This is a genomic window from Ottowia thiooxydans DSM 14619 (assembly GCF_000422885.1).
Classification (GTDB): domain Bacteria; phylum Pseudomonadota; class Gammaproteobacteria; order Burkholderiales; family Burkholderiaceae_C; genus Ottowia; species Ottowia thiooxydans.
The window spans coordinates 132,900-159,860 of sequence record NZ_AUGX01000013.1 but is presented as its reverse complement, the minus strand read 5'-3'; the positions used below and the strand labels follow the sequence as shown (position 1 = coordinate 159,860).

At 60.1% G+C, this 26,961-nt stretch carries 21 protein-coding genes and 1 pseudogene; 8 read left to right on the top strand and 14 right to left on the bottom strand.

The features are described from left to right. Positions 1 to 42 precede the first annotated feature (42 nt). The 4 genes from G518_RS0112860 (at position 43) to G518_RS0112845 (ending at position 3,650) form a co-directional block, all read left to right on the top strand. On the top strand, positions 43 to 846 hold the full coding sequence (locus G518_RS0112860; RefSeq protein ID WP_028602894.1) for an HpcH/HpaI aldolase family protein: 804 nt from the start codon (positions 43 to 45) through the stop codon (positions 844 to 846). After that, entirely contained in the window at positions 843 to 1,754 is a 912-nt protein-coding gene (locus G518_RS0112855; RefSeq protein WP_051236553.1) for an amidohydrolase family protein, read from the top strand. Before G518_RS0112860 ends, G518_RS0112855 begins: the two co-directional genes overlap by 4 nt. A 113-nt stretch (positions 1,755 to 1,867) precedes the next feature. Next, complete coding sequence (locus tag G518_RS0112850; RefSeq protein WP_169457940.1) at positions 1,868 to 2,776, top strand: tripartite tricarboxylate transporter substrate binding protein; 909 nt, start codon at positions 1,868 to 1,870, stop codon at positions 2,774 to 2,776. Between the two features lie 22 nt (positions 2,777 to 2,798). Continuing rightward, positions 2,799 to 3,650: a TauD/TfdA dioxygenase family protein gene (locus G518_RS0112845; RefSeq protein ID WP_028602891.1), complete on the top strand. Its 852-nt coding sequence runs from the start codon at positions 2,799 to 2,801 to the stop codon at positions 3,648 to 3,650. 395 nt (positions 3,651 to 4,045) lie between these two features. Here the strand turns inward: G518_RS0112845 and pyk are convergent, their stop codons facing one another. The 7 genes from pyk to def form a co-directional block, all read right to left on the bottom strand. Then, positions 4,046 to 5,479, bottom strand: coding sequence for a pyruvate kinase (pyk, locus tag G518_RS0112840; protein WP_028602890.1), 1,434 nt, complete (start codon positions 5,477 to 5,479; stop codon positions 4,046 to 4,048). 163 nt (positions 5,480 to 5,642) lie between these two features. After that, positions 5,643 to 6,839 carry a phosphoglycerate kinase gene (locus tag G518_RS0112835; protein WP_028602889.1) on the bottom strand — a complete coding sequence of 399 codons (1,197 nt, stop codon included), beginning with the start codon at positions 6,837 to 6,839 and terminating at the stop codon, positions 5,643 to 5,645. 270 nt (positions 6,840 to 7,109) lie between these two features. Further along, positions 7,110 to 7,457 carry an AzlD domain-containing protein gene (locus tag G518_RS0112830; RefSeq protein ID WP_028602888.1) on the bottom strand — a complete coding sequence of 116 codons (348 nt, stop codon included), beginning with the start codon at positions 7,455 to 7,457 and terminating at the stop codon, positions 7,110 to 7,112. Then, positions 7,450 to 8,160: an AzlC family ABC transporter permease gene (locus G518_RS34985; protein WP_051236599.1), complete on the bottom strand. Its 711-nt coding sequence runs from the start codon at positions 8,158 to 8,160 to the stop codon at positions 7,450 to 7,452. The genes G518_RS0112830 and G518_RS34985 overlap by 8 nt, the downstream gene beginning before the upstream one ends. Positions 8,161 to 8,279: 119 nt before the next feature. Next, positions 8,280 to 9,326, bottom strand: coding sequence for a methionyl-tRNA formyltransferase (gene fmt, locus G518_RS0112820; protein ID WP_028602887.1), 1,047 nt, complete (start codon positions 9,324 to 9,326; stop codon positions 8,280 to 8,282). Positions 9,327 to 9,419: 93 nt separating this feature from the next. Further along, positions 9,420 to 9,932, bottom strand: a complete 513-nt coding sequence (locus G518_RS0112815; RefSeq protein WP_051236552.1) for a hypothetical protein — start codon at positions 9,930 to 9,932, stop codon at positions 9,420 to 9,422. Continuing rightward, positions 9,932 to 10,459, bottom strand: coding sequence for a peptide deformylase (def, locus tag G518_RS0112810; protein ID WP_028602885.1), 528 nt, complete (start codon positions 10,457 to 10,459; stop codon positions 9,932 to 9,934). The genes G518_RS0112815 and def overlap by 1 nt, the downstream gene beginning before the upstream one ends. A gap of 135 nt (positions 10,460 to 10,594) precedes the next feature. On the opposite strand from def, the gene G518_RS0112805 reads away from it, so the two are divergent. The 3 genes from G518_RS0112805 to G518_RS0112795 all read left to right on the top strand — a co-directional run bounded on the left by G518_RS0112805 (position 10,595) and on the right by G518_RS0112795 (position 13,931). Continuing rightward, complete coding sequence (locus G518_RS0112805) at positions 10,595 to 11,893, top strand: LysM peptidoglycan-binding domain-containing protein (RefSeq protein WP_156909377.1); 1,299 nt, start codon at positions 10,595 to 10,597, stop codon at positions 11,891 to 11,893. Positions 11,894 to 11,947: 54 nt separating this feature from the next. After that, positions 11,948 to 13,084, top strand: a complete 1,137-nt coding sequence (dprA, locus tag G518_RS0112800; RefSeq protein WP_028602883.1) for a DNA-processing protein DprA — start codon at positions 11,948 to 11,950, stop codon at positions 13,082 to 13,084. Positions 13,085 to 13,421: 337 nt separating this feature from the next. Further along, on the top strand, positions 13,422 to 13,931 hold the full coding sequence (locus tag G518_RS0112795; protein ID WP_028602882.1) for a Smg family protein: 510 nt from the start codon (positions 13,422 to 13,424) through the stop codon (positions 13,929 to 13,931). 143 nt (positions 13,932 to 14,074) lie between these two features. Here G518_RS0112795 and G518_RS34980 read toward each other — a convergent pair. The 5 genes and pseudogenes from G518_RS34980 to G518_RS0112770 all read right to left on the bottom strand — a co-directional run bounded on the left by G518_RS34980 (position 14,075) and on the right by G518_RS0112770 (position 23,705). Further along, positions 14,075 to 16,480: pseudogene (locus G518_RS34980) on the bottom strand (DUF1631 family protein). A gap of 72 nt (positions 16,481 to 16,552) precedes the next feature. Continuing rightward, positions 16,553 to 17,506 (bottom strand): protein translocase subunit SecF, encoded by a 954-nt coding sequence (gene secF, locus G518_RS0112785; RefSeq protein WP_028602881.1) that lies wholly within the window; start codon positions 17,504 to 17,506, stop codon positions 16,553 to 16,555. A 15-nt stretch (positions 17,507 to 17,521) separates the two neighbouring features. After that, positions 17,522 to 19,402 carry a protein translocase subunit SecD gene (secD, locus tag G518_RS0112780; RefSeq protein WP_028602880.1) on the bottom strand — a complete coding sequence of 627 codons (1,881 nt, stop codon included), beginning with the start codon at positions 19,400 to 19,402 and terminating at the stop codon, positions 17,522 to 17,524. A gap of 77 nt (positions 19,403 to 19,479) precedes the next feature. Beyond that, complete coding sequence (yajC, locus tag G518_RS0112775; protein ID WP_028602879.1) at positions 19,480 to 19,812, bottom strand: preprotein translocase subunit YajC; 333 nt, start codon at positions 19,810 to 19,812, stop codon at positions 19,480 to 19,482. 299 nt (positions 19,813 to 20,111) lie between these two features. Beyond that, a complete protein-coding gene (locus G518_RS0112770) occupies positions 20,112 to 23,705 on the bottom strand; it encodes an indolepyruvate ferredoxin oxidoreductase family protein (RefSeq protein WP_028602878.1) in 3,594 nt (1,197 codons plus the stop codon). A 174-nt stretch (positions 23,706 to 23,879) separates the two neighbouring features. Between G518_RS0112770 and G518_RS0112765 the strand changes: the two genes are divergently transcribed. Continuing rightward, entirely contained in the window at positions 23,880 to 24,368 is a 489-nt protein-coding gene (locus tag G518_RS0112765) for an Lrp/AsnC family transcriptional regulator (RefSeq protein ID WP_028602877.1), read from the top strand. 94 nt (positions 24,369 to 24,462) lie between these two features. Here G518_RS0112765 and G518_RS34975 read toward each other — a convergent pair whose 3' ends face one another. Next, positions 24,463 to 26,517 (bottom strand): AAA family ATPase, encoded by a 2,055-nt coding sequence (locus G518_RS34975; RefSeq protein WP_084651749.1) that lies wholly within the window; start codon positions 26,515 to 26,517, stop codon positions 24,463 to 24,465. Between the two features lies 1 nt (position 26,518). Beyond that, complete coding sequence (locus G518_RS0112755; protein ID WP_028602876.1) at positions 26,519 to 26,776, bottom strand: hypothetical protein; 258 nt, start codon at positions 26,774 to 26,776, stop codon at positions 26,519 to 26,521. Positions 26,777 to 26,961 lie beyond the last annotated feature (185 nt).

Here is a 26,961-nt window from a genome sequence, read left to right as displayed (position 1 = left end):
GCTGCTAGCGCCCCCGCTATCGGACTCCAACAAGGAAAACACATGAGCATTGAAGCAAAAAACATCCTGCGCAACAACGTCCGCGAAAAACTCAAGCGTGGCGAGGTGGTTTCCTCCCTGACCGTGCGCCTGACACGCGGCATTGAAATCGCCCGAATTGCCAAGACGGCTGGCTTTGACACGATCTACATCGACATGGAGCACAGCAGCTTCTCGCTCGACACGACCGGACAGATCTGCATGGCGGCCATGAGCTTGGGCATTGCCCCTTTCGTGAGGGTGCCGGCCAACCATCCGGAATGGATCTCCCGCGTGCTGGATGGCGGCGCGCTCGGCATCATCGCGCCGCATGTCTGCTCAGCCGAAGAGGCGAGAAAGGTAGTAGCTGCAGCCAAGTTCGCGCCCCTGGGCGATCGCTCGGCAGCGGGCGGCCTGCCCCATCTGGAATACCGTGCATTTCCCGCTAGCGAGGCCTATCCGGTCCTGAACGAAGCCACTATGGTGATGGTTCAGTTCGAGAATGTGGCCGCGCTTGAAAAAGCCGATGAAATCATGGCCGTCGACGGCGTCGACATGGTGATGATAGGCACCAACGACCTGACGGCGGACATGGGAATTCCCGGCCAGTATGACCACCCTCAGGTACGCGAAGCTTTTGCCCACACGATTGCTACCTGCCGTAAGTATGGCAAGCATGCCGGCGTAGGGGGCCTGTCTTCGCGCCCCGACCTCGTGGCCGAGTTTGTAAGGATGGGAGCGCGCTACGTTTCCACCGGAACCGACATCGCGTTCCTGCTCGCGGCCTGTACCGCACGAGCCAAGCAGGTCAGCGACATTCAGTTGTGAATGCACCTGCCGTGATCCACGGAATAACGCACGACCCCGTGCATTTCACAGTGCCAGCGCAGGCCTGCGATTGCCACACCCACGTGTTTGGTCCTGCGCAGAGGTATCCGTTTGCAGCAGGACGGCTCTACACCCCTGGTGAGGCCTCAGTGGCTGACTTGCTGGCACTCCAGCGGCATTTGCAATTCGAGCGGGTGGTCGTCGTGCATCCAAGCCCCTACGCTGCCGACAATACCTGCACCGTGGATGCCCTGCGGGCCCTCGGAGAACGCGCGCGGGGTGTGGCCGTCATCGACGGAACAACGACCGATGCCCAGTTGCAGGATATGCATGACGCCGGCGTGCGTGGCGTTCGTATCAACCTGGAAACTGGAAGCGTCAGCGATACGGTCTACGCGGCAAACCAATTGAAGTGGGCCAGCGCACGCGTCACACCGTTGGGCTGGCACCTGCAAATTTACACCAACCTGGCGATGCTTGCCGCCTTGCAGGACGTGATCCGCACACTGCCGAACCCTCTGGTCGTGGATCATTTCTGTCGAGCCCAGGCAGCGCTTGGTACCAGACAGCCGCACTTTGAGGGATTGCTCGATCTTGTTCGCGAAGGAAAGGTCTGGGTCAAGCTGTCTGCCCCGCAACGCATATCTAGCGCGCCGAATTGCGAAGATATCGCCCCCATTGCGCGAGCGCTGATCGCCGCAAATCCGGACCGCATGCTGTGGGGCAGCGACTGGCCGCACCCGGGCGCGCGTCCGGGCGTATTACGCAAGGTTGAGGAAATCGAACCTTTCAACCCGATCAACGATGGTCAGGCGATCAACCGCTTGGCCGAGTGGGTCGGTGACGAAGCTACGTTGCACAAGATTCTTGTCGACAACCCGGCGATTCTCTACGGCTTCAAAAATTAAAACTAAACCCATCACAACAGGAGACAACAATCATGACTGGCAACTTCTCAGCCGCACGCAGGACCTTCGCCACGACCCTGGCCGCGTCCATCTCTCTGGCGCTTGCATTTCCCATGACAGCCGCCCAGGCGCAGGACACGTCCAAACCGATTCGCATCATTGTGCCGTTCGCGACCGGTGGCAGTAACGACATCGTCGGCCGGGCAATAGCGCAGCAGTTGTCGACACGCCTCAAGCGCAACGTCTACGTGGAAAACCGCGCTGGAGGTGGCGGTACGCTTGGCTCGGAAATAGCGGCACGCGGCGAACCTGACGGCACCACCCTTCTGCTGATTTCCTCCACCTTCACGATGAACGCGTCCATCATGAAGCTCAGCTACGATCCTGTGAAGTCCTTTACTCCGGTTGCCATGCTGGGCATGGGGCCGAGCGTGATCGCGGTGTCCTCCAGCTTGCCGGTCAACTCAATCAAGGAGCTGGTTGACTATTCGAAGAAAAATCCGGGCACGGTCAATTTCGGCTCGTCCGGCGTGGCAAGCTTTCAGCATTTCGCCATCGAGCTATTCAAGGCGCGCACCGGCGCGGACTTGACGATCGTGCACTACAAGGGTGGCAGCCCGGCCCTCGTCGATCTGGCCGCAGGGCACGTTCAGGTGTCTTTGGGAAGTCTGATCCAGATGCAGCCCTTCCTCAAATCCGGCCGCATCAAGCTGCTCGCTGTTGCAGGCCCGAAGCGCGTTGAGATGATCCAGAACGTGCCAACACTCAAAGAATCCGGCATCGACGTTGATGCAAGCAACTGGTGGGCACTGCTGGCACCGGCAGGCACGCCGGCCGCTATCGTCGACCAGTTGCATCGCGAAACCAATGCGGTGCTCACCGATCCAGAAATCAAAACTCGCTTTGCCAGAGAAGGCGCGGACGCGATGCCCATGACCCGCCCCGAATTCGAGAAACTTATCGCCACCGAAACCCGCAAATGGGCCGAGGTTGCAAAAGAAACTGGCATCAAGCCCGAATAACACGGACGGGAAAACGAAATCCGTGGCACTGACAATCAATCCGATCAATGGCATGCTTGGCGTGGAAATCTCTGGCATCGACTTGAGCCGGCCGGTCGATACGGAAACGAAACAGGAACTGAACGCCCTGTTTTCCAGATATGCGGTGCTGGTCTTCCGCGACCAGCCGCTGTCACCGCCTCAGTTCATGAAGGCTGCGGAAGTCTTCGGCGAACTGATGGATCAACAGATCAAGCAGTTCGTGCTGCCCGATTACCCATTGGTAGGCGCCAACTCGACCAAGGATTTACCACGCAAGAATGGAAAATTGCAGGTGCGCGGTGAAAATTACCATACCGACCATTCCAATCATCTGAAACCTCCCAAAGCCACCAGTCTGGTCGCGGTGGAAATACCGTCCTACGGCGGTGACACGCAATTTGTCGACGTGCGACGGGCTTATGCAGATCTTCCCGAAGCAGTAAAGCAGAAAATCGCCACATTGCGCTCGATGCATGTCCACCAGAGCAGCCATAGCCCGCGCAGTTTCGCGAAACTGAGTCCAGAGGAAATGGCGAACATTCCGCACGTCTTACAGCCGCTCGTGATTCGCCATCCGGTCAGTGGCGAGCCGGCGCTGTACCTCAATACCGGGCGAATGGAAGGCATCCAAGGCATGAGCCCGGAAGAGGGCTTCGCACTGATCGCTGAGTTGTACGCGCATGCAACCCAGTCCATATATGAGTACCGTCACAAATGGCGCGCTGGCGACATGGTGATCTGGGATAACCGCAGTGTCATGCATCAGGCGAACGCCGACTACGACCCGGAGGAATACCGGTATCTGTACCGCGTGATGCTCAACGGGGAGGCGTTAATACCCGCGTTCGAATAGAAAGCCTGTCGGGAGCGGAACAGTCCCGTTGGTGCTTTAACTCCCTCTATGAAGGCGGGTGCTTTAACTCCCTCTCCCTTTGGGAGAGGGTAGGAGTGAGGGCAAGCGGCGGTTGATTGAAGCGCTGCGGTTGCTAGTACCTTCTGTGCTTTTCTTTAGGTCGGAGGCCGGGAATAGCGCCCGGCTGCGCAGTCACCTTCTTTTGCGTCGCCACAAAAAACTTAACCCAAGAAAAGGCGGCCCACCGCGTCCCTGCGCTGCGCTCCGGGAAACTTGCGATGCTCGGTCGAAGGGCAGCCAGAGGGGTGGGATACCCATTCGGGCCATTGCTACGCTCGGCCCTCTGAGTGCTCGTCTTCCTAATCGGGAAAGAAAAATTCAAGGCCTTGAAGTGCCTAGCCCACGCGGCAAATCTTCAGCATGTTGGTGCCCCCGGGCGCTCCCATGGGTTCACCGCAGGTGATGGCATAGACATCGCCCGTTTCCACAACGCCCTGACGTTTGAGATGGCCTTCGGCTTGCGCCAAGGCTTCATCGCGGTTGGCGCTGGTGTCCATGAGCATGGGGCGCACATTGCGGTACAGGGCCATCTTGCGCTGGGTGCCAATCTTGGGCGTGAGGGCGTAGATGGGAATGCGCACGCGGTGGCGGCTCATCCACAGGGCAGTGGAGCCAGAATCTGTGAGCGCGACGATGGCTTTGGCTCCCAGATGGTAGGCCGTGAACAGCGCGCCCATGGCGATGGATTGATCTATGCGGGAGAAGGTCTGACCGGTGAAGTCGGCATCGAGCTCCATGGAATCGTGCGCCTCAGCAGCCTCGCAGATCTGAGCCATTTGCTGCACCGTTTCCAGGGGGTATTTTCCGGCTGCGGTTTCGGCGCTCAGCATCACGGCGTCGGTGCCGTCGAGTACGGCGTTGGCTACGTCGCTCACCTCCGCGCGGGTGGGCACGGGGTTGGTGATCATGCTCTCCATCATTTGCGTGGCCGTGATCACCAGCTTATCTGCGGCGCGGGCCATGCGGATCATCATCTTTTGCAAAGCCGGCACCGCGGCATTGCCGACTTCCACCGCCAGATCACCACGCGCAACCATGATGCCGTCGCTGGCGGCGAGGATTTCCGCGAGCCTGGGAATGGCCTCGGCGCGCTCGATCTTGGCAATGAGATAGGGCTTGTGGCGATACTCTGTTGCAGCCACGGTGCATAGCTGGCGCGCCATTTCCATGTCGGTGGCATTCTTGGGAAAGCTCACTGCCACGTAGTCGGCCTGGAAGCTCATGGCGGTCTTGATGTCCTCCATGTCTTTGCCGGTGAGTGCAGGCGCCGTTAAACCGCCACCTTGCTTGTTGATGCCTTTATTGTTGGAAAGCTCGCCGCCCATCTTGACGATGGTGTGCACTGCATCGCCCCGCACCGCATCAACGGTGAGCACAATCAGGCCGTCGTTGAGTAGCAGCGTGTCGCCCGCTTTCACATCACGCGGCAGCTCTTTGTAGTCAAGTCCAACGCCGCCCAGATCGCCCAGTTCATTACGGCTAGCGTCGAGCACGAAGGGAGCGCCGGGCTCCAGCATGACCTTGCCCTCGGCAAATTTGCCAACGCGGATTTTTGGGCCCTGAAGATCCGCCATGATCGCGACTTCACGCCCTGCGCGCTCTGAGACTTCACGCACCAGGCGTGCGCGCTCAATGTGGTCTTCGGCCTTGCCGTGGCTGAAATTCAGGCGCACTACATTGACCCCGGCGCGAATCATTTCCTCCAGAAGCACTGGGTCGCTAGAGGCAGGGCCAAGCGTGGCAACGATTTTGGTGGCGCGATAGGTCATGTATGGCTTTTCCTTGAGTGGATATGCATTCTGGCACGTCGCCGGTGTCAGAGCGATGTCGAATGAGAGGTAGCCAATTACCGCCAACGCCGCCCGGAATGGGCAACCACCAAGAACGTGTGGTGTTCTTGGTGTCTAGTTACCCGATCCGAAAGTGAGCTCCTTAGCCGCCCGAGGCTCTTTTGGTCAGGATTTCAAACGCTGGTAAGGTCTTGCCTTCCAGCACTTCCAGGAACGCTCCGCCGCCGGTGGAGATGTAGCCCACATCTTTCTCAATACCGTATTTGGCAATGGCGGCCAAGGTGTCGCCACCACCGGCGATGCTGAAGGCTGAGCTCTCTGCAATCGCGCGTGCAATGGTTTTCGTGCCGTTCTCGAAAGATGCCATCTCGAACACACCTACCGGGCCGTTCCAGACAATAGTGCCTGCCGCCTTCAATTGCTGAGCCAAGCGCTCTGCAGTTTCTGGGCCGATGTCGAGGATCATGTCGTCAGGCGCTACCTGATCAGACTTCTTGGTCTGGGCAAGCGCATCGGCCTTGAATTCCTTGGCAGTCACCACGTCTGTGGGGATAGGCACTTCAGCCCCGCGCTGCTTCATGGCTTCGATCACGGTCTTTGCCTGGTCAATCAGATCGGGCTCGGCCAGTGATTTGCCGATGGGCAGGCCCGCAGCCAGCATGAAGGTGTTGGCAATTCCGCCGCCGACAATCAGCTGATCGACCTTGGAGGCCAGCGCCTGCAAGATGGTGAGCTTGGTGCTGACCTTGCTGCCAGCCACAATGGCCACCAGCGGTCGCTTGGGGTGGGCCAGGGCTTTCTGCAATGCATCGAGTTCGGCAGCCAGTAAGGGGCCGGCGCTGGCGATGGGCGCAAACTGGGCAATGCCGTAAGTGGTGGCCTCGGCGCGATGCGCAGTACCGAAGGCATCATTCACGTAAATATCGCAAAGTGCCGCCATTTTCCGCGAAAGCACTTCATCGTTCTTCTTTTCGCCTTTGTTGCACCGGCAATTCTCCAGCAAGACCACCTGGCCTGGAGCTACCTGGACGCCATCCGTCCAATCGCTTACCAGCGAAACGGGGCTACCCAACAGCTCACCGAGGCGCTGGGCCACGGGTGCCAAGGAGTCTTCTGGTGTGACCGTGCCCTCGGTGGGGCGACCCAGATGACTGGTGACCATCACGGCGGCGCCGGCTTCCAAGGCCATGCGAATGCAAGGCACACTGGCTCGGATACGGGTGTCTTCTGTAATGGCGCCAGCATCATCCTGCGGAACATTGAGATCGGCACGTATAAAGACGCGCTGGCCTTTGGCCTTGCCTTGGGCACACAGGTCGGAGAAGCGGATGACGTTCATGCTGGAAATCGAGGGAGTTGTTGAAATGGCGAATCCCTAGATTCTAGAGACCGCAGAACATCACACCTTCAATCAAGACACCCGTGTGACAGATCAATGCGCGCGATTACGATCTCTGCGCGAAGGCCATCGTCTTCGAAAGCAGTGGCGGCAAGGCGTACCTCGGGCTACGGCGGGCATTTGCGCGGCCTGCATAGGCAAGGCCGAGCGGGTGGTCTTGGACGGTCATGGTGGGCATGACGGATTCCTTCACACCTCTTCAGCTTGTCCTCACCATCCCAACCCCAGACGCAAAGGCAAGTACACCGCCATGCCGAAAGCGATGGTCGCGGGTAGCACCAGGCTGAATCGGCGGCGCCAGAAATAGAACAAGGCCGCTGCAATGGCCGCCAGCACCCGGGCATCTCGCCATGGAGCGGTGAGTTCTCCGTCCAGCATGACGATATCGGGGGTGATCACGGCCATGAGCGCCGCAATGGGTGCATATTGCAGGCCTCGCTGCGCCCAATAAGGCAACTTCCAGGCCCGCTCGGATATAAAGAAAAAGCTTCGTGCGACCACGCTGATCACCATCAGGCCGATGATCACCAACACGGTCCAGCCGTCAGTTTCAGCCATGATGTTCGCCTCCTGCAGGTGTTTTGGCGGGCGGTCGGCGCGGGGGCACGCGGCTGTACGGCTCTAATAAAAGGCAAGCCGCCACAGCAACCATGATGGCGGCTACGATGTTCAGCCGGTAGGGAATACCAAACATCGCCACAGCAGCAGCGCCCGCGACGACGGCGGAAAAAACCCGTAAACGCGTACTGGCCAGAGAGCAGGCCATAGCCAGCAAGGCCAATGTGCCGGCGAACTCCAACCCCCAGCGCGCCGGGAAGGCATTGCCCACAAAAATCCCCAGCAGGCTCATGGTTTGCCAAGCCATCCAGTTGGTGACGTTGCCGCCCCAGAGATAGGCCATCTGCGCGCGCTTCTGGGTATCAGTCTGCGCCGGATGCGGGAAGCGGCTGGTAAACAGCACGTAGGTGACGTCACCGGTGAAATAGCCCAGATACATGCGCCTTGCCCGAGGCAGGAACATGAAGTAATCACGCAGATGCAGGCTGAACACCACGAAGCGCAGATTCACGCAAAACGCGGTGGCCAAAATCACCCACATCGGGGCGCCGGCGGCAATCAGAGGGATGGCGGCCAACTGCGCGCTGCCCGCATACACCAGCAGTGTCATGAGCACGGCCTCAGTGAGCGACATGCCAGACTTGACCATCGCCACGCCCGTCATGAACGACCACGCCGTCAAGCCCACAGAGACGCCCGCCATCTCGCGCGCACCTACCCAATAGAGCGGATGGCGTGCGATACGGGAAAACGCATCAACCCGGTGCGACAGCCAGGAGCCCACGCGGCCACGCGGCTTCATACCGGGAGGTAGAGGCATATTCATGCCGCCGCAGGGCCGCCCAGCGTCTCGCCCACCGTCAGCGGGAAGCCGCGCAGAAAGTCAGCTGCGGGCAGGCGTTTACCGCCGGGGCGCTGCAATTCGGTCAGGCGAAGCGCGCCGGTGCCGCACTGAACCACGATCCCAGACCCGTCGATAGACAGGATGCGCCCGGCGCCAAGGCTCAAGGTGCCAGCCTCAGCCGGCGCAAGCCCTTCGGATGCGTGCGGCGAAAGGCCACCTGCCCCCTCCAAGCTTGCGGCCCAGACTTTGAGTGGTGCACCGTTCGCCACAGTGCCCGCTCCGGGAAACGGATCGAAGGCACGGATACGGCGCTCTATGGTCTCTGCCGGGAGCGACCAATCAATCGCAGCCTCGTGTTTTTCAATCTTGTGGGCGTAGGTGATGCCTGCCTCAGGCTGCGGTGTGGGTTTCAGGCCCCCGCAAGCAGCCAGCCCCAGTGCCTCCAAGAGGAGCCTGCCACCCATCACGGCCAGCTTGTCGTGCAGGGTGCCCGTGGTGTCATGCGGATCGATAGGCAGTTTTTCCATCAGCAGCATGTCGCCTGTATCCAGGCCAGCATCCATCTGCATGATGGTGACACCGGTTTGCTCGTCCCCGGCTTCGATCGCTCGGTGGATGGGCGCAGCACCACGCCAGCGAGGCAGCAGGCTGGCATGGATATTCAGGCACCCAAGCCAGGACGCGCCGGCCTCGCGCCGGCCAGGCGTGCCATCAAGCACCCACTGCGGAAGAATCAGACCGTAGGCCGCAACCACCAGCAGGTCGGCATCAGCCGCCTCCAGAGCGGCACGCGCCTCCTGGGCGTCTTGCGGGTACTTGCCATCCAGCCGCAGGCTGCGCGGCTGCGCCACCGCAATCCCATGATCCAGGGCGAACTGTTTGACTGGCGAGGCCTGAAGTTTCATGCCTCGGCCGGCGGGCCGATCAGGCTGCGTCAATACGAGGGGAACCGCAAAACCGGCCGCGTGCAAGCGCGCAAGTGCCACGCTGGCAAACTCAGGTGTGCCGGCAAAGGCAACTTTTATTGGGGAAGACATTCGAGGAACAAGAGCTTTTTCGATGGAGGCCAGAGACAGGACCGCAAGATGCTCAGCTTCACGCAAGCATCGACTGATCAATCAAGGCGCGCGGTCTTCAGGTTGCGGGTCATCACCCATGCTGAAACCGCGCACCACGCCTTGCGGATCGACGTCGATGAACAGCAAACGCCAGGTAATGCCGTCTACGTAGCGCCAGACCCAAATGTCACCCTTGAAATTGTGCACGCCTTGGATACGGGCAGGCCGACCATATTCATACAACACATCTTCGCGCGTCCAGCGGTCAGGCAGGATTCGCTCGCCGAACAAGGTTTCGTTCAGAGCCTGCTGCGCCCGTATCAGGCGTCCACCGGCATCCAGATCGAAGTTGTAGACGGTCTGCCCAGACGGCTGCATAGAGTATTGCAGGCGCTCGTGCACCCCGCTTTTAGGATCGGGCTGATAACGTGCGGTAGGCTGCCCCAGAGTCTGCAACAGCTCAGCGCGCGGCGTACCTACGGCTATTTGCTCAGGCAGGGTGACACAACCTCCCAGCGCCAACGCCAAGGCCACCAGCACAGGGGCACTCAGGGCACGCCATGCCGAAGCCATCAGATGTTCTCCTGGCGATCCTGCTTTTCCTGTTTTTCCTGCTTGAGCAATTTCGTCTTGATCCGATTTTGCTTAAGTGGCGAGAGGTACTGCACGAACACTTTGCCCATCAGGTGATCCATCTCATGCTGAATACAGACAGCCAGTAGATCATCAGCCTCAATCTCGCGGGAGCGGCCCTCAGCGTCCAGGGCTCGCACCTTGATACGTTCCGAGCGTTCCACGCCATCGTAGATCCCGGGAACAGACAGGCACCCTTCGTCCCCCTTGAGATGCTCTTCACTGGCCCAGATGACTTCAGGGTTGATCAGCACCATGGGTTCATTGCGCTCTTCCGAGACGTCAATCACGATCAGACGCTCATGCACGTCTACCTGAGTGGCGGCCAAGCCGATGCCCTTGGCCTCGTACATGGTCTCGAACATATCTGTGATCAAAGCCCGGATGCGCGCATCAACAGCCTGCACGGGCTTGGCAACCTTGTGCAAACGAGCATCGGGATAGCGGAGAATGGAGAGCTGGGCCATGGGCAATGCGAATAAAGATGTAGCTATTTTCGCAATTTTTCGAGTTCTGCGCTCGTGACACTGCCCTTTTTCGTTGCTTGAACAAGGACTTGAGTGCAAGAATGTCCAGTGGTTTGTGAAGTCTAGCCTTAAAAAATGAAATACAACTTTACGCCGACCCTCGGCCTACGCAGTGCATTGGCCCTGGGATGGCTAGCCCTGCTGTCGCCAGTCGGGGCCATGGCCCAGCAAACCCCGCGCTATCCTGTGACGGCTGAGCAACGCGGCATGGCCACACAGGTCGCTCAGGCCGGTGTGGCGCTGACCGAACTCGCGCCGGATGCTCCAGAAGAGTACACAGTCCGCCGTGGCGACACGCTCTGGGGAGTTTCTCGCCAATTCCTGCGCTCGCCATGGCGTTGGCCAGCCCTGTGGGGAATGAACCTCCAGGAAATCCGCAATCCCCACCTTATTTACCCCGGCCAACAGCTTTACCTGGATCGCACAGGGGGTCAGGCTCGCCTGCGCTTGCGTGGCAGCCAGGATGGCGGCGTGGGCGCCACGGTGCGCGTTTCGCCGCGCAACCGCAGTGAATTGCTCGGTGGAGGGCCGCTACCTACCTTGCAACCCCACCTGATTGAACCTTTCCTTTCCGAACCGTTGGTGGTGGATGACGATAGCTTCGAGCGCGCGCCTCGCATCGTCGCGACCAACAGCGAGCGCCGCGTGCTCCTGGCTAAAGGTGATCGCGCCTACGCACGTGGCCCCAAGGATGCACCGATGCTGCTGGCACCGGGCTTGCCAACCAAGTTTCGAATTTTCCGCAACGCCACGCCTCTGAAAGACCCCGTAACGGGTGAAATTCTGGGTTATGAAGGCCAGTACATGGGTAGCGCCGAGCTGGTGCGCGGCGAATCCGAGATCGAGGAAGCTCCCGAAACCAGGCTGGCTCCACCACCCGCTTCCCACGCTATGCCAGCGCCAGGCGAGCACGTTCCTGAACCCGTCATCACCAGCCGCCCCGAGGCGCTGCCCGTACCCGCCACCATCAGCATCCTCAGCAACAAAGAGGAAATGCGCACGGGTGACCGCCTGCTGCCAGAGCCGCCTCGCGACTTCCGCAATTACACCCCTCACGCGCCCAACGTGCCGGTGGATGCCCGCGTGGTGTCAGTCTACGGTAGCGCTGTGCGGTACGCCGCGCAAAATCAGGTCGTGGTGATCAACAAGGGCCTGCGCGATGGCATTGAGAAAGGCCATGTGCTTTCGCTGTTGTCTACCGGCGCCCGCATACTGGACAAGAGCGTTCAGGAACGGGGCGAGCTGATCAAGTTGCCTGACGAGCGCAACGGCGTGGCACTGGTGTTCCTGCCGTTTGAGCGCGTCTCCTATGCCTTGGTGATGGAGATCGAAGATCCCGTGCAGGTGGGCGACAAGCTGGTCAATCCGCGCTGAATGCCGGACACCACCTCTCTCTCTCCCTCCTCCACCCCCGCCGCGCGAGCCACCATGGAGCGCGAGGAACTGGCTGCCTGGCTTCGGCTGGAGATGACCTCAGGGGTGGGCAACGACAGCGCCCGCCGGCTACTGGCGGCCTTTGGCCTACCCCAAGCCATCTTCGAGCAAAGCAAGGCTGTCCTGGGGCAGTTCGTCAGTGCGGCGCAAGCCAGCGCCCTGACGCAGGAACCGCCGCAGCTGGCCGAGCAAGTGCAAACCACGCTGGATTGGTTGGCTGGGGCTGAAGACGGTCCGCCACGGCGAGTGGTAACACTGGGGGATGCCGACTACCCGGACAGCCTGCTCACGATCGAAGATCCGCCCTTGATGCTGTACCTGCTGGGGCAGGTAGCGGATTGGCCCCTGCGTGCGCTCGCTATGGTTGGCACCCGTAATCCCACGCCGCAGGGCAGCCTGAACGCGCAGCAGTTCGCGCACGCCTTTGGCCGTGCGGGGCTAACCATTGTGTCGGGTCTCGCGCTAGGTGTGGACGGGGCCGCTCACACGGGCGCCTTGGAGGGCCACCAAGCTTCACCCGAAGCGCATGCTTTAGCCACCATTGCCATTGTCGGCACCGGGCTGGATCGCGTTTACCCACGCCAGCACCGTGATCTGGCGCATCGTATTGCGCGCCAAGGTCTGATCGTCAGTGAGTATCGGCTGGGCACGCCGCCTTTGCCAGCCAACTTCCCCAAGCGCAATCGACTGATCTCCGGTCTCACGCGAGGCACCCTGGTGGTGGAGGCCGCACTGCGCTCAGGCTCACTTATCACCGCGCGGTTAGCCAGCGAGCAGGGTAAGGAAGTTTTCGCTATTCCTGGATCGATTCACGGGACTCAATCACGCGGCTGCCATTCCTTGATCAAGCAAGGAGCCAAGCTGGTGGAAAGCGCGCAGGATGTGCTGGAAGAGCTGCATTGGCCGGTGCCCAAGCTTCCCCGTGTGGCACAGGAAGCGACGCCGGTCTCAGGAAGCAATGAAGATGGGCTACTGCAAGCGCTCGGCGCCGATCCGGCCAGCCTGGATGCCTTGCAGGCCCGCACGGGGTTTTCGACGTCCTTGCTGCAGACGCGGCTGCTCGAATTGGAGCTTGATGGGCGCGTTGGGCGCTTGCCTGGCGGCTTGTTTCAGCGGCTGGGGCAGGCTTAGGACAAAAGGGGTTAAAGGCGCAGCAAGATGCGCCGGCGCCTGATGAACGGCCGCTTGCCCCCATCCCAACCTTCCCCCAGAGGGGGAAGGAGTAAGGCCAGCGCTCAGTCACAGCCTCGGGTGCTGGGGCTCAAGTCAGCAGGCGCGCCTGCATCAGGCTCTCTCAGAGATCGGCGGGAAAAATGTCCTGCCCCCTCTGTCGCCAACCGGAGTCACATTCAAAAGGCCGCGGAGCAGGCCATGCAAGTGTGGCCGCGGAGCTGGCTTTGCCAGGCCGCTGGCTGCGTCCCCCTTGGGGGAAGGCGCGACAGCGACTCAGGGGGTGTACTATCTCGTTATGTATGAATTGCTCGCGTTCGTGTATGAGAACTGCTGGGGCGGAGATGCTTACCCTGGGCGTGAACAACTCGGTCGCAAACTGAGCACAGCGGGCTTTGAACGCGAAGATATCCAGCAGGCATTGGCTTGGCTGGATGGCCTGCACATTGCAGCGCTTGGGCTGCTCCCACCGCAAAGTAGTGAGCGAGACATCAGTGGTGCAGGATGTGAGCTGCCCCCTAGTTGGCCGGCAGCGCCAAATAGCTTGCGCGTGTACTCCACACAGGAAATGACTCATCTGGGCTCCGAGTGCATAGCCTGCATTCGCTTTCTGGAAGGTGCCGGCGCGCTGCCACCCGAGCTGCGCGAGGTAGTGATTGATCGCGCCTTGGCCATACCGGAGTCTCCGCTCGATCCAGACGACCTCAAACTCATCGTGTTGATGGTGTACTGGCGCGTCGGCACCGAGCCAGACGTTTTGATCCTTGACGAACTGTGCGACGACGTGGTGGGTCGCTGGAAGAATTGATCAGTCGCTATTGAAACAAGGGGCTGGGAACACGCGGCAGCAGCATCGCAGGCTGCAAACGAGCAGCAATAGTCCGTTTTCGTTGTCCGCGCTTCAAATCCGAAAGCCGCCTGGGTGTAATTCCAGGACTATGGGCGGGAGAATTACCCCAGCAACCGCTTCGGATCGGCGTCGAGTTTGGCCAAGGCTACGCGAGTCGCGCGGACTGTGAGCGCCTCATCCTCCACCGGCACCAACAGACCTCCTTGCAGGTACGAGGCCAGGCGACGCGTCTGCACCAGGTAGCTTTTGCCGGCGCTGGATGTGAACAGATGGAGCTGACCTCGATGGCTGCGCCATACGTACTGCACCTGAATCATGACGCTGCTGCGTTCAAGCACAAACCATGAACCCAGATCGAGCTCTTCTGCCCAACCCAAAACAGATTTGCTGGGATTGGTACCTCCACTGGCAATCACTTCGAGCATGGCCGCGTCAACGCCAGACATCAGCTCGATCAAACCAGGGTCGAGCATCACATCGCCATCGGCGTCATTCGTGACCACGCCTTCCAAACCGGCCAAACCACGCACCAAGCCCTCGAGCATGTCTGGAGAGATGCCCTCCGTACGCGAGACGAAGGCCTGCATCACGGCGTCGTTGATCACCTTGATGTGCCCATCCTGGACACTGGTAGGCATGGCAAGGGAATTCATGCCCTCGCGCAGGCTTTGCAGTAAACCCGGCAATTGCTGGACTACGCGGCTGCGTTCAGCGCGCGTGGACTTGGCGCTCACGGACCAAAGTAGATCCGCCGCCGCCTGTTTGTACCGAAGCGTCTGCTCATGCTGAGGCCCGCGTCGAACGGCGGCCATCGCCAACACTTCAGCCCAAATGCGGAACAGGAACTCGCGCACCTCCTAACGCACCGGCAGCGACGACAGCATCTTGCGAAGCTCGATTGTGTATTGGATGGACAGCGCGTCCTTCTGTTCCACCTGCTGCGCAAGTGTGGCCGCCTGGAGCGTAGGCCCGCTCCGGGTCAATGAGCGGCCGAGAAATTTCTTGAACTCCTCGAAGACGAGTTGGTAAACGCGCCTTCCGGTTTCCGGATACTGCTCGATCACCTGAACGATGCGCTTGATCTCCCGCTCAAGCTGACTCCCGGCTATGTTGCCCACATCGAAGCCAAGAGCACAGGCGCCCATGCGGTCGATCAGTTGGCGCGCCGGATGCTCTACGGACGCGAAGAAATCCCGTTCCGCCAGCGCCAGGCGCAACACCGGAATCTGCAAACGCGCAAACCAGACACGCACGGTGGCCGGAATACGCTCCTCAGCCAGGATGGCTTGGAACATAAGCGCCACAATCTCAATGGTGGCTTTTTCGCTGGACTTTTCCGCCTTGGCTTTCAGCTCAACCGCCCGCTCTCGCAGCCTCTGTGCAGCCACTTCCACGGTCACAGGCATGACGGAGGTAGCTACTGGAGCCGGTCCGTCGCCGTGCCTCATCAATTCGGTGGGGGCAAACGGGTCACGGCGCTCAAGCAAGGCGCGCGCCAGGGGTGGGGAGGGAGGCCCCGCGGAATCGGTGATCTCGGAAGAATCCAGAGAGGCGCCTTCAGTAAAACGTTCGCCCAGCAAGCGACGCACCTGGCCCAGTACATCCCAGGCCCGCTGCCGAGCACGTGCCAGCGGAGTGCTCGCAGTCATGCTTCGCGTTTCCTGGGCCTCGCGCGCAAAACCTGAAGAGGACATCCCGCCTGGACCACTGTTCGCAAGCATTGAGTCACTCGCGATTCGGGTGGTGAGGGGGCCCTGAGAAGAACGAGGAGGGGGTGCGCCTGGTTCGGCGGGCTTGCCAACGGCACGCCCACCACCTGCGCCAGATGCAGACGCGCCACCCGCATTTTCGGTGCGCCTGACCATGGACTTCAGGTCGATCTCGGCCGTGCCGCCTTGCTGGATCAGCAACTCATTGACTTCCCGGTAGGCCTTGGTCATGCGGTCAGCCAGATCGGCATGAACGCTGTCGTGCACCAGCGCCCACATCTGACGCGTCATGCCTTGGTCAGCCCAACCCTGAAGCAACAGACGGGCCATCACCTCGGGGCGGAAAATATCGCCATTAGCCAGTTCGCGGCTACTTTCCAGGCGCTGAATGCGCAAGCGCAAATCGTTGAGCTCCCAATGGGCCCGGTCCTGAATGGCCAAACTGAGGCGGGAAACCAGGATTTCTTGCTCCACCACCTCGTGATCGAGCAGGCCAAGCGCCCCTGATGGCTCTCCGATGATGGAAGCTGCCGCACTCCCCTGAAGAGCGGCACGCCAGCCCCTGAAAACGCCTTCAGCCCAGCGCCGGTATTGCTTTCCGAACAACGCCGCTGCATCCATCGCCAATTGCACATCGGCAATCGGAGCCCCGCTACCGCCCTGCGCGAGGTTCGCCAATCGGTGTCGAATGACGGGCACCAAAGCGGCAATAGAAGGCTCAAGGGCTTTGGCAAACCCTTCTCTCGCCTGTTGAGACAGGCGGCGATCAGGCGCTAGCTGCTGCGACGAAGTGACCATGGAACGCTGTGCGGGAAGGTTTCAGTATCGCACGCGGCACGGAGTTGTGGATATTAGGCCGAACGTGGGGGCTTACACCACTGCGCCGGCGTTCGGGTCATTCGCGTCGCCATCGCGGCGGCCGGTAGGTTTGATCAGGTCCTCCCGCTTGACGCCAAGCCACATCGCGATCGCAGCCGCCACAAACACAGAGGAATAGATACCAAACAGAATGCCGATGGTCAGCGCCATAGCGAAGTAATGCAGGGTTTCGCCGCCGAAAATCAGCATTGACAGCACCATGAGCTGGGTCGAGCCGTGCGTAATGATCGTGCGGCTGATGTTGGCGGTAATACCGTGATCAATGACCTCGATAGGCGTCATTTTTCGGAAACGCCGGAACGCCTCGCGAATACGGTCAAAGATCACCACCGACTCGTTGACCGAGTAACCCAGAACCGCCAGGATGGCCGCCAACACAGCGAGAGAAAACTCCCACTGAAAAAACGCAAAGAACCCCATGATGATGATCACATCATGCAAGTTGGCAATGATGGCGGCTACGGCGTATTTCCACTCGAAACGCACGGCCAGATAGACCATGATCCCGATAATCACGAACGCCAGCGCCTTCAATCCGTCCAGGGCCAGCTCCTGACCAACCTGCGGCCCTACGAACTCGGTACGACGCATCTCAACGTCTGGCGAAGCCTTCTTCAGGGCGTCCAGCACCACCGCGCTTTGCTGCGCCGAGGTTTGGTCTTTTTGCACCGGCAGCCTGATCATGACGTCGCGCGAAGTACCGAAGTTCTGCACCAGCACGTCGCTGTAACCCAGTGACGATACGGTGCCGCGCACCTTGGTCAGATCAGCCGGCTGGCTGTAGGCCACTTCCATGACCGTACCGCCAGTGAACTCCACCGACAAGTGCAACCCGCGCGTGATCAGGAAAAACACGGCCAGCGCGAAGGTAAGAAAAGACACCACGTTGAAAATCAACGCATGCTTCATGAACGGGATGTCCCGTTTGATCTTGAAAAATTCCATGAGCTTTGCCTCTTTTTACGCTATCTTGCCCGGCTCGTCTGCCGTGGGCTCTGGCTTCCAAACCGTGCCAATGGACACCGTTTTGAGCTTTTTCTTGTTCCCGTACCACAGGTTGACCAACCCGCGCGAGAAAAACACCGCCGAGAACATGGAGGTGAGAATACCGAGGCAGTGCACCACGGCAAACCCACGCACGGGGCCAGAACCGAAGGCCAGCAGAGCCAAGCCCGCAATCAGCGACGTGACGTTCGAGTCCAGAATAGTGGCCCACGCCCGGTCGTAGCCGGCATGGATGGCCGCCTGCGCCGACGCGCCCGCACGCAACTCCTCTCGTACACGCTCGGCGATCAGCACGTTGGCGTCAATCGCCATACCCAGTGCCAAGGCCATAGCCGCCATACCAGGCAAAGTCAGCGTGGCTTGCAACATCGACAAGATCGCCACCAGCAACAGCAAGTTGAACGACAGGGCAATGGCAGAAAACACGCCAAACAGCATGTAGTAGGCCGACATGAACAATGCGATCACTACGAAGCCCCACATCACGCTGTGGAACCCCTTGGTGATGTTTTCGGCACCCAGGCTAGGGCCGATGGTTCGCTCTTCGATGATTTCCATAGGCGCGGCCAGCGAACCAGCGCGCAGCAGCAGCGCCAGATCGTTAGCTTCGGGGATGGTCATCGATCCGGAAATCTGGAAACGGTTACCCAATTCGCTCTGGATCACCGGAGCTGTCAACACCTGGCCCTTGCCCTTTTCGAACAAGATGATGGCCATGCGTTTCTTCACGTTCTCCCGGCTGGTGTCGCGCATGAGGCGGCCACCTTTGGCATCCACGGTCAAATCAACCTTGGGCTGCTGGGTTTGTGAATCGAAGCCAGGTTGAGCATCAGTCAGGCTGTCACCCGTCAGGATGACCTGGCGCTTGACGATGACAGAACGGCCATCAGCCTGCGGAAAACGCTCAGCGCCGAAAGGCACCGGGCCTCTGCCCGCTTCGGCAGCATGGCCTTCTGCGCTTTCATCGACCAACCGCATTTCAAGCGTGGCGGTGCGGCCCAGAATATCTTTGGCCTTGGCAACGTCCTGCACACCAGGCAGTTGCACCACGACACGATCAGCCCCTTGCTGCTGAATGACGGGTTCGGCTACGCCGAGTTCATTGACCCGGTTGTGCAGCGTGGTGATGTTCTGTTTGATGGCCTGGTCCTGCACTTTGCGCAGGGCCTCGGGCTTGAAGGTGGCCACGAGCGTGGGCTCTGGGCCGGTGCCAGGGGTCAGCTGCAGATCGGGCAAGGTGTCGGCAATGAGGCGGCGTGCTGCCTCTTGCATGGCAGCATCGCGCGCGCGGATCTCTATGCGCTGGCCTTCGCGGCTGATGCCGCCGTGGCGAATATCTTTTTCCCGCAGCGCTAGGCGGATGTCGCTGGACAAGGTGTCCAGCCGCTTGGTCAATGCCGCGCTCATGTCCACTTGCAGCATGAAGTGCACGCCGCCGCGCAAGTCAAGCCCCAGATACATAGGCTTGGCGTGCAGAGCCGTCAGCCAGGCGGGCGAACGAGATACCAGGTTAAGCGCGACGATATAGGAAGCATCCGACGGGTCAGGGATCAGTGCGCGCTCTAGCGCGTCCTTGGCTTTCAGCTGTTCATCCGGGGTCGCAAAGCGCGCACGTACCGAACCAGCATCCAGCGTGAGCATGCTCGGCTCGACGCCTGCGGATTTCAACGCCTGCTCGACACGCTCCTGAGTGGAGATGTCGATTTTCGTCGTGGTCTTACCGGCCGAAACCTGTACCGCCGGCGCTTCGCCGAACAAATTGGGTAGCGCGTAGATCACCGCTACCAGCAGCGCGACGACGATGACGGCGTATTTCCATAACGGATAACGATTCATGGGGAAAGACTCGATCGATTGGCAGCCAAGGCGGCGGCCATTTCAGGCTACCGGGAAAGCGGGTGAGATTCCGCAGCTTACTTAATGGTTCCCTTGGGCAACACTTGCACCACCGCGCTGCGTTGCATCTGCACTTCAACACCATTGGCGATCTGCAGAGTCAGGCTGCCTTCGGAGATAGCCGTCACACGGCCCATCAGGCCACCAGCGGTGGCCACTTCGTCGCCTTTAGCCAGGGCATCAATCATGGCGCGGTGCTCTTTTTGCTTGCGCATCTGAGGGCGGATCATGATGAAGTAAAGCACTGCGAACATCAACAGCAGCGGCAACATGCTCATCAGTGAAGAAGTCATGCCTCCCTCAGCAGCGGCGGCGGGGGCGGTCTGGGCGAAAGCGGAGGAAATGAACACCAGCAAGCTCCTGAAAAAAATGCGGAAGAAGGGCGCGGGCAAAAAAGCCGCACGCATAAACACACCCTCTGCGGGCGCGCGGAGAACCTTATATTGTAGTGGGCTAGCTCGCGGCTCTCGAATAAGCGCTTTTTTCTCCCTCTTTTCAACAAAAAAGAGAGCGCGCCCCGACGAATGTCAGACAGGCGTCAGCTTGTATACACCGCACTCATATCCACACCGGCGGGATCTCACCGCTGCACTAAAACCGTGCCGCCGTGTGTACCCGCCAGCCACAGAGACATTTTGCGAGCTTAATGCTACGCTGCCTTTTGCGCGCCTTGTGGATGCCGGTAAGCCACCTTCAGCTCTTCCCAGCGAATGCGCGCAGCCTTCAGGTTGCGCTCCTTGACGTGCCCGTAGCCCTTGATCTGCTCAGGAATGCGGGCAATCTCAACCGCCGTGGCGTGATTATTAGCATCCAGGGTTTTGAGCACTTCTTCGACACTGGCACGGTACTGCTGGATCAAAGCGCGCTCAGTCTGGCGCTCCTCGGTTTTGCCAAAAACGTCGAAGGCGGTACCGCGCAAGCCCTTGAGTTTGGCCAGCCAACGGAAATTGCGCAGCATGCTGGGCCCATATTTTTTCTTCTGTAGCTCGCCACGTTCGTTACGGGGCGCCGTCATGGGAGGGGCCAGATGGTAGTTGAAGGTGAAGTCGCCCTCGAACATTCCCTTGACCCGCTCCACGAATGCCGGGTCGCTGTGCAGGCGCGCCACTTCGTATTCGTCTTTGTACGCCATGAGCTTGAATAGATAGCGGGCCACGGCTTCGCTCAAGGCAGTTTTTCCCAAAGCAAGCTCTTGCTTCTCTACGCGAGCCACAAACTCCCGGTACTGCGCTGCATAGGCTGCATTTTGGTAGTCCGTCAAAAACTCAACGCGGCGGCTGATCATGGAATCCAGCGTTTCGCGCTTCTTGAACTCGATCACTTGAGCACCGCCTGAGCCACCAAGTAGCTTCTCAACGCGCGCCCAATCGTGCGCCGCCTGACGGCCCCATTCGAATGCGGTCTTGTTGTTTTCCACCTGAACCGCGTTCAACTCAATAGCGCGCATCAGTGATTCATAGCGCAGAGGCACCCAGCCTTTTTGCCACGCGTACCCCAGGATCATGGGGTTGACGTAAATGGTATCGCTCATCAAACGGGTGGCCATGGCATCCGCATCGAAGCCACTCAAACCCTGTGGCCCGGCGGCCCGGGCGATATCGACGGCGCACTGCTCCGCTGGATTGCGCCAGGAGCCATCGCGCACAAACGCGGCTGTAGGCGTGCCATGCACATTCAGCGCAACGTGCGTACGCCCTTCGCGCATCCGCAGCACGGTTTCCTTGCCTGCCGTGACGATGGGATCGCAGCCGATGACCAGATCGGCTGCAGCCATGCCCACGCGGGTGGTGCGAATATCTTCCTGTGTATTGCCTATGAGCACGTGGCTCCAGGTGGCGCCGCCTTTTTGTGCCAATCCCGCCGCATCCTGGGTGACGATGCCTTTGCCCTCGATGTGCGCTGCCATCCCGAGCAACTGCCCGATGGTGATGACGCCCGTACCGCCTACGCCAGCCACCACGATGCCGTAGGCCGTAGGCATGACAGGCAGCTGAGGCTCAGGCAGTGCGCCCAGTTCAAAAGGCGAGGTGCCGGATTTTTCCTTCGCCTTTTTCTTCAGGTTGCCACCTTCCACGGTGATGAAACTAGGGCAGAAGCCTTTCAGGCACGAGTAGTCCTTGTTGCAGGTGCTCTGATTGATGGTGCGTTTGCGTCCGAATTCGGTTTCCAGTGGCTCCACGCTGAGGCAGTTACTCTGCACGCTGCAATCGCCGCAGCCCTCACAGACCAGGTCATTGATGATGACGCGCTTGGCCGGGTCTTCCATGGATCCGCGCTTGCGGCGGCGGCGCTTTTCGGTGGCGCAGGTCTGGTCATAGATGATGACCGTGGTGCCGGTAATCTCCCGGAATTCGCGTTGCACGGCATCAAGCTTGTCTCGGTGCTGAATCTCAATGCCATCGGGCAGGCCGTGCTCGCGGGCATTCTTGTATTTTTCTGGTTCGTCAGTGACGATGGTGATCTTGACCGCACCTTCGGCGCGCATGTTCTGGGCAATCTGGATCACCGAGAGGCCTTCGGGCCGCTCGCCGATCTGCTGGCCACCGGTCATGGCCACCGCATCGTTGTAGAGAATCTTGTAGGTGATGTTGACCCCCGAAGCGATGCTCTGGCGGACCGCCAGAATGCCGCTGTGAAAATAGGTGCCATCGCCCAGATTGGCGAACATGTGTTTATCGTTGCTGAATGGCTGCTGCCCGACCCAGGGCACGCCCTCACCGCCCATCTGCGTAAACCCCACGGTCGCCCTGTCCATCCAGATGGTCATGAAATGGCAGCCAATGCCCGCCATAGCGCGCGAGCCTTCCGGAACGCGTGTACTGGTGTTGTGCGGGCAGCCGGAGCAGAACCAGGGCTGGCGCTCAGCGCCCGTGCCACCAAGCTCCAATGCCTTCATATTGCGGTCGGAGGCATCAAGAATGGCGAGCTGGCGGTCGATGCGCGCAGTCATGTCGGCGTCGATGCCGAGCTTCTTCAACCGCTGCGCGATGGCGCGTGCAATCAGCGCGGGCGATAGATCGGCCGTGGCGCGCAGCAATTCATTGGCCGTAGGATTAGCGCGCGACCACTCGCCGCCCGAGAAGTCGCCCTCAGCGCCCTCATGGAATTTACCGACCACATTGGGGCGCACATCAGCGCGCCAGTTGTACAGCTCTTCCTTGATCTGGTATTCAATGACCTGGCGCTTTTCTTCCACCACCAGAATTTCGCGCAGGCCAGTGGCAAATTCCCGGGTGGCCGTGGCCTCCAGCGGCCACACCACGGCCACCTTGTGCAAGCGAATGCCGAGGTGGCGGCAGGCCGCATCATCCAGCCCCAGATCGATCAGGGCCTGGCGCGTGTCGTTGTAAGCCTTACCGCTGGCGATCAGGCCCAGGCGGTCGTTCGGCCCTTCAATGACATTGTGGTTAAGCCGGTTGGCACGGATGTAGGCCAGCGCGGCATACCACTTGTAGTTGTACAGGCGCTCTTCCTGCACCAGCGCCGCATCTGGCCAGCGGATGTGCAGACCCCCAGGAGGCATTTCGAAGTCAGTAGGGATGCGCACCTGCACGCGCTCGGGATCGATCATGGCCGTGGCGCTGGACTCCACGATCTCCTGGATCGTCTTCATGCTTGTCCAGACCCCGGCATAACGGCTCATGGCAAACGCATGCACGCCCTGATCCAGGATTTCCTGCACCGAGGTTGGAAAAAACACGGGCAGCCCGCATGCCTTGAAGATGTGATCGCTCTGATGGGCGGCCGTGCTGCTTTTGGCCACGTGGTCATCGCCGGCCACAGCGATCGCACCACCCCAGGGCGTGGTGCCAGCCATATTGGCGTGCTTGAACACATCAGAGCAGCGGTCTACACCCGGGCCTTTTCCATACCAGATGCCAAACACGCCATCAAACTTGTTCGATCCTGGTGGTGCAAAGCCCAACTGCTGCGTGCCCCAGAGTGCAGTGGCGGCGAGCTCTTCATTGACGCCAGGCTGAAACACGATGTTCTGCGCCTGCAGATACTTCTTCGCCTTCCACAGGGCCTGGTCATACCCCCCTAAAGGCGAACCCCGGTAACCACTGACGAAGCCTGCCGTGTTCTTGCCAACCAGGGCATCCCGCTGGCGCTGGAGCATGGGAAGCTTGACCAAGGCCTGGACACCGCTCATGAAGGCGCGGCCGTAATCCAGGCTGTATTTGTCGTCTAGCGTGACGGCTTCGAGTGCCTTGCGGATGTGCTCGGGCAGAGGGGCGTTCATCGTGAGTGTCTCCTTATGGTTCGCGGCCTCATGGGCTGCGTTGGCCAGCTCCGCTGGTAAGCCAAGCGTGCGCCGTTTGAAAGCAAAGTGTATGCGGCCTCGTGCGATAGGTGTATTCTTTAAGTTCCCTTTCAAACCCATTTCTGGAAATATTCTTTCTCAAATCAAGCTTTTATGGAAACACTTGATTCCTACGACCTAGCTATCCTGCAGCATCTGCAGGCCGATGGGCGCCTCACCAATATCGAACTGGCGCAGCGCGTAGGACTCTCCGCAGCGCCTTGCTGGCGGCGTGTTCGCGCGCTGGAAGAGGCTGGCTTCATCCGCGGCTACCGCGCAGAAATCGATCGCCAAAAGATCGGCTTGGGCGTACTTGCCTTCGTGCGGCTGGATGCAGAGCGCAATGCCGGCAGCGTGACCAGGGAGCTGGAGGAACACATCAAGCGCCTGCCGGAGGTGGTTTCCTGTCACTACATCAGCGGCAGCGGCACCTTCGAGCTACAGGTAGTCAGCCGGGATCTGGACACCTTCAGCCAGTTCGCGCGCGACGTGCTGCTCAACCTTCCCGGAGTCAAAGATCTGCACACGAGCTTTTCGCTCGGCGAGGTGAAAGCCGTCGGCGTGCTGCCGCTGGGTCACCTGACGCAAAAAAAAGTGCGATGAGCTTCAGATGGTCTCACCGGTTCATGGCAGCGCCCCAACGGCTGTAAGCACATAGCAATAAGCGCACGCCCATGAACACCCTCCAGGAACGTGTTCATGGTCTTTCCGGAGCCGGCGCCATGCCTGCCTTGGCCTGAAATGCCGCGAGGTGTTGAGCAAATGGCTCGAGCACCAGTGTGTCGTCGCGTGGGCGCTCGCAGGTCATACGCAGCGGGATCTGATGGCGCGCCAGTAGCTGCTGAATGCCTTGCGGCGTGATCAGCCCATTGGCCACCAGTGCATCCACCAGCTCCGTAAACAGGACGCGGTGCTGCGCCAGCAGCGTACAGGCATGCTGGTATTGGGCCTGCAACAAGGCTTCGATGGCTGCATTGCTGGGCTCCACATCGGTATTGATGCCCTGATCTGCCTCCACGGTGGTGTCGGTACGGCAGAGTCGGTCACCAAAACCATGGTGGCGGATGAAGCTGGCAGCAGCAGCGGTGGCTTGCTGCAGGTCGTGCTGGGCGCCGGTAGTGCAGGCAGCGTCGCCAAACACCAGCGCCTCGGCAGCCCGGCCTGCCAGGCCCACGCAAAGCATATCGAGCATGTTCTGGCGGGTGGTGGCCTTCAGGCCTGTAAAGCTGTTGTAGCCGCCCTCGAAGGACACGATGTTGATCTTGACCTCTTGTGGCGCCACCCGGACCAATAAGCAATAGATCAGGGCGTGTCCGGCCTCGTGCACCGCCAACAGGGCGCGGAAGTCAGCATTGGTACGCTGCTTGATGCGGCTAAGTTCCAGCGCGACAGGAAAGCGGGTCTGCGCCGTTCCGCGGAGTCCGGCCCCCTCCACCTGCAGGCTCTGCCCGTCAGCGCCCATAGAGATAGGAAAAATTTGGCCCAGGGGAAGCCCGCCCTCCAGCACCCACAGCGCCGCGTGGACCAGGTTGGCGCTTAGGATGGCGTGGATAGATGAGAACAGCGGCCGGGTGCCCTGAGCAGGAAACACCGCATTGGCATACAAGGCGTCGTGCACGTCCTGATTGATAGCAAAACGCACGCCGCACTGGCTTGAGATGTTGTCCACATACTGCTGGCACAGATTGCGGATCAGGGCTTCATAAGTGGCCTTGCTGAACGAAGGGTAGACCACATGGGTGTTACCCAACCGGGCGATCTGTTCGGGCTTGAAGCGCGATCCCAGCGCTTTCTTCACGTCGATCAAGGACAAGCGACTGGTCAGGCGGTGAAAGATATCAGCGTCAGTGTCGCAGTCTTCCACACGCTCCGCAGTCTCGTGGTACATCTCGTCGAGGTTGCCGCAAACGAAGATCAGCAGTTTGCTGTAATCGGTTTCCCACTGGTCGCTGGCTTGCTGAAATCGTGCCAACAAGGCTTCAACCTGAGCGGCTGACCACTGCATGATCTCGCCCAGCGGTTCCATGAGTTTCAGAGTGCGCTGCAAATCCTGGGCATCCCAGGCATCGAGACGGAAGCGGTGGCGCGTTTTGCCGGCGGCCTCATCTTCGTCACTGCCCTCCCGTTCGGCCTCGTACTGTGATTCAGCCAGCTTGCGTTCGATTATCCCCAAGGCGTTCAACGCGGGCGGCAACCGACCATCTGAGAGCAAGGTCCAGACATCGTGATAGCGCTCCAGCTTCACGTCATCACCGTGCTTGTCCTTGGTACGAAAGCGCTGAAACTCATCCAGCACCAACATGCCCGGCATGCCCTCCCTCACGCCCGAATCATTCAGCATGTCTGAAATGGTGGTGCTGCGGCGTGATGCGCCGTTGCTGAAGCCGTCCATCTGGACTTCCACAAAGCGGTCATAAAAACCCAGCAACTGCGCCAACCGGCGGGTGAGCTGGGTCTTCCCGGTGCCGGTCAGCCCCCAGAGGCAAACGATCACCGGACGGGTGACCAACCCAGGCAACACATACCAGGCGCGAATGGCGTTGATGACGCGGTCAATAACATCGTCAATACCTAGCAGCTCAGTTTTGAGCTGCTCTGCGACCAGTGAAAGCGTTTGCTGACGAGTTGCCAACCCGACGGTGAATGATGGTGCATCGTCATTGGCGCAAGCGGTATGCGGGTGATAGAGCGAATGCGGTTCTAGCACCGCGTGATGGGGTGCTGTTTGAGGATAAATATTTCCGGTAGTCATGTCAGTCCATGTCCTTGTGCTTGTGCTTGTGGCTGCGCAGAGCCTGCTGCAGCGCCACGCGGTCTGCGCGGCGCTGGGCGCCCTGGCTGCGAATGTGCCGGCCCGCTGCGGCCGAAACGCTGCGCCGAGCGAGGGCAGCGGCCACGGGGTTGCGCGGGGTGGCGCTGGCGGGCAGATGCAGCGTGATCGGCTGCTTCATGCGGCGCAAAGCCTTGACCCGGCCTTCTGCGAAGGCGCGGGAACGTTGTTGAGCACTCATCTGTGCGGTTCCAAATGCAAAAAGCCCCGGCTGCAGAGCCAGGGCTTTCATGGCGTGCCATCGCATAGGGATGGCGTCGCTTCAAGCCGAGGCTGAACGGTGTGAGACACGGTTCAGCCGGGGCGGAGAACCGTGTTCAGGAAAAAGTGTTGAACAAGTACAAGGACATAAATGAGCTCCGGAAA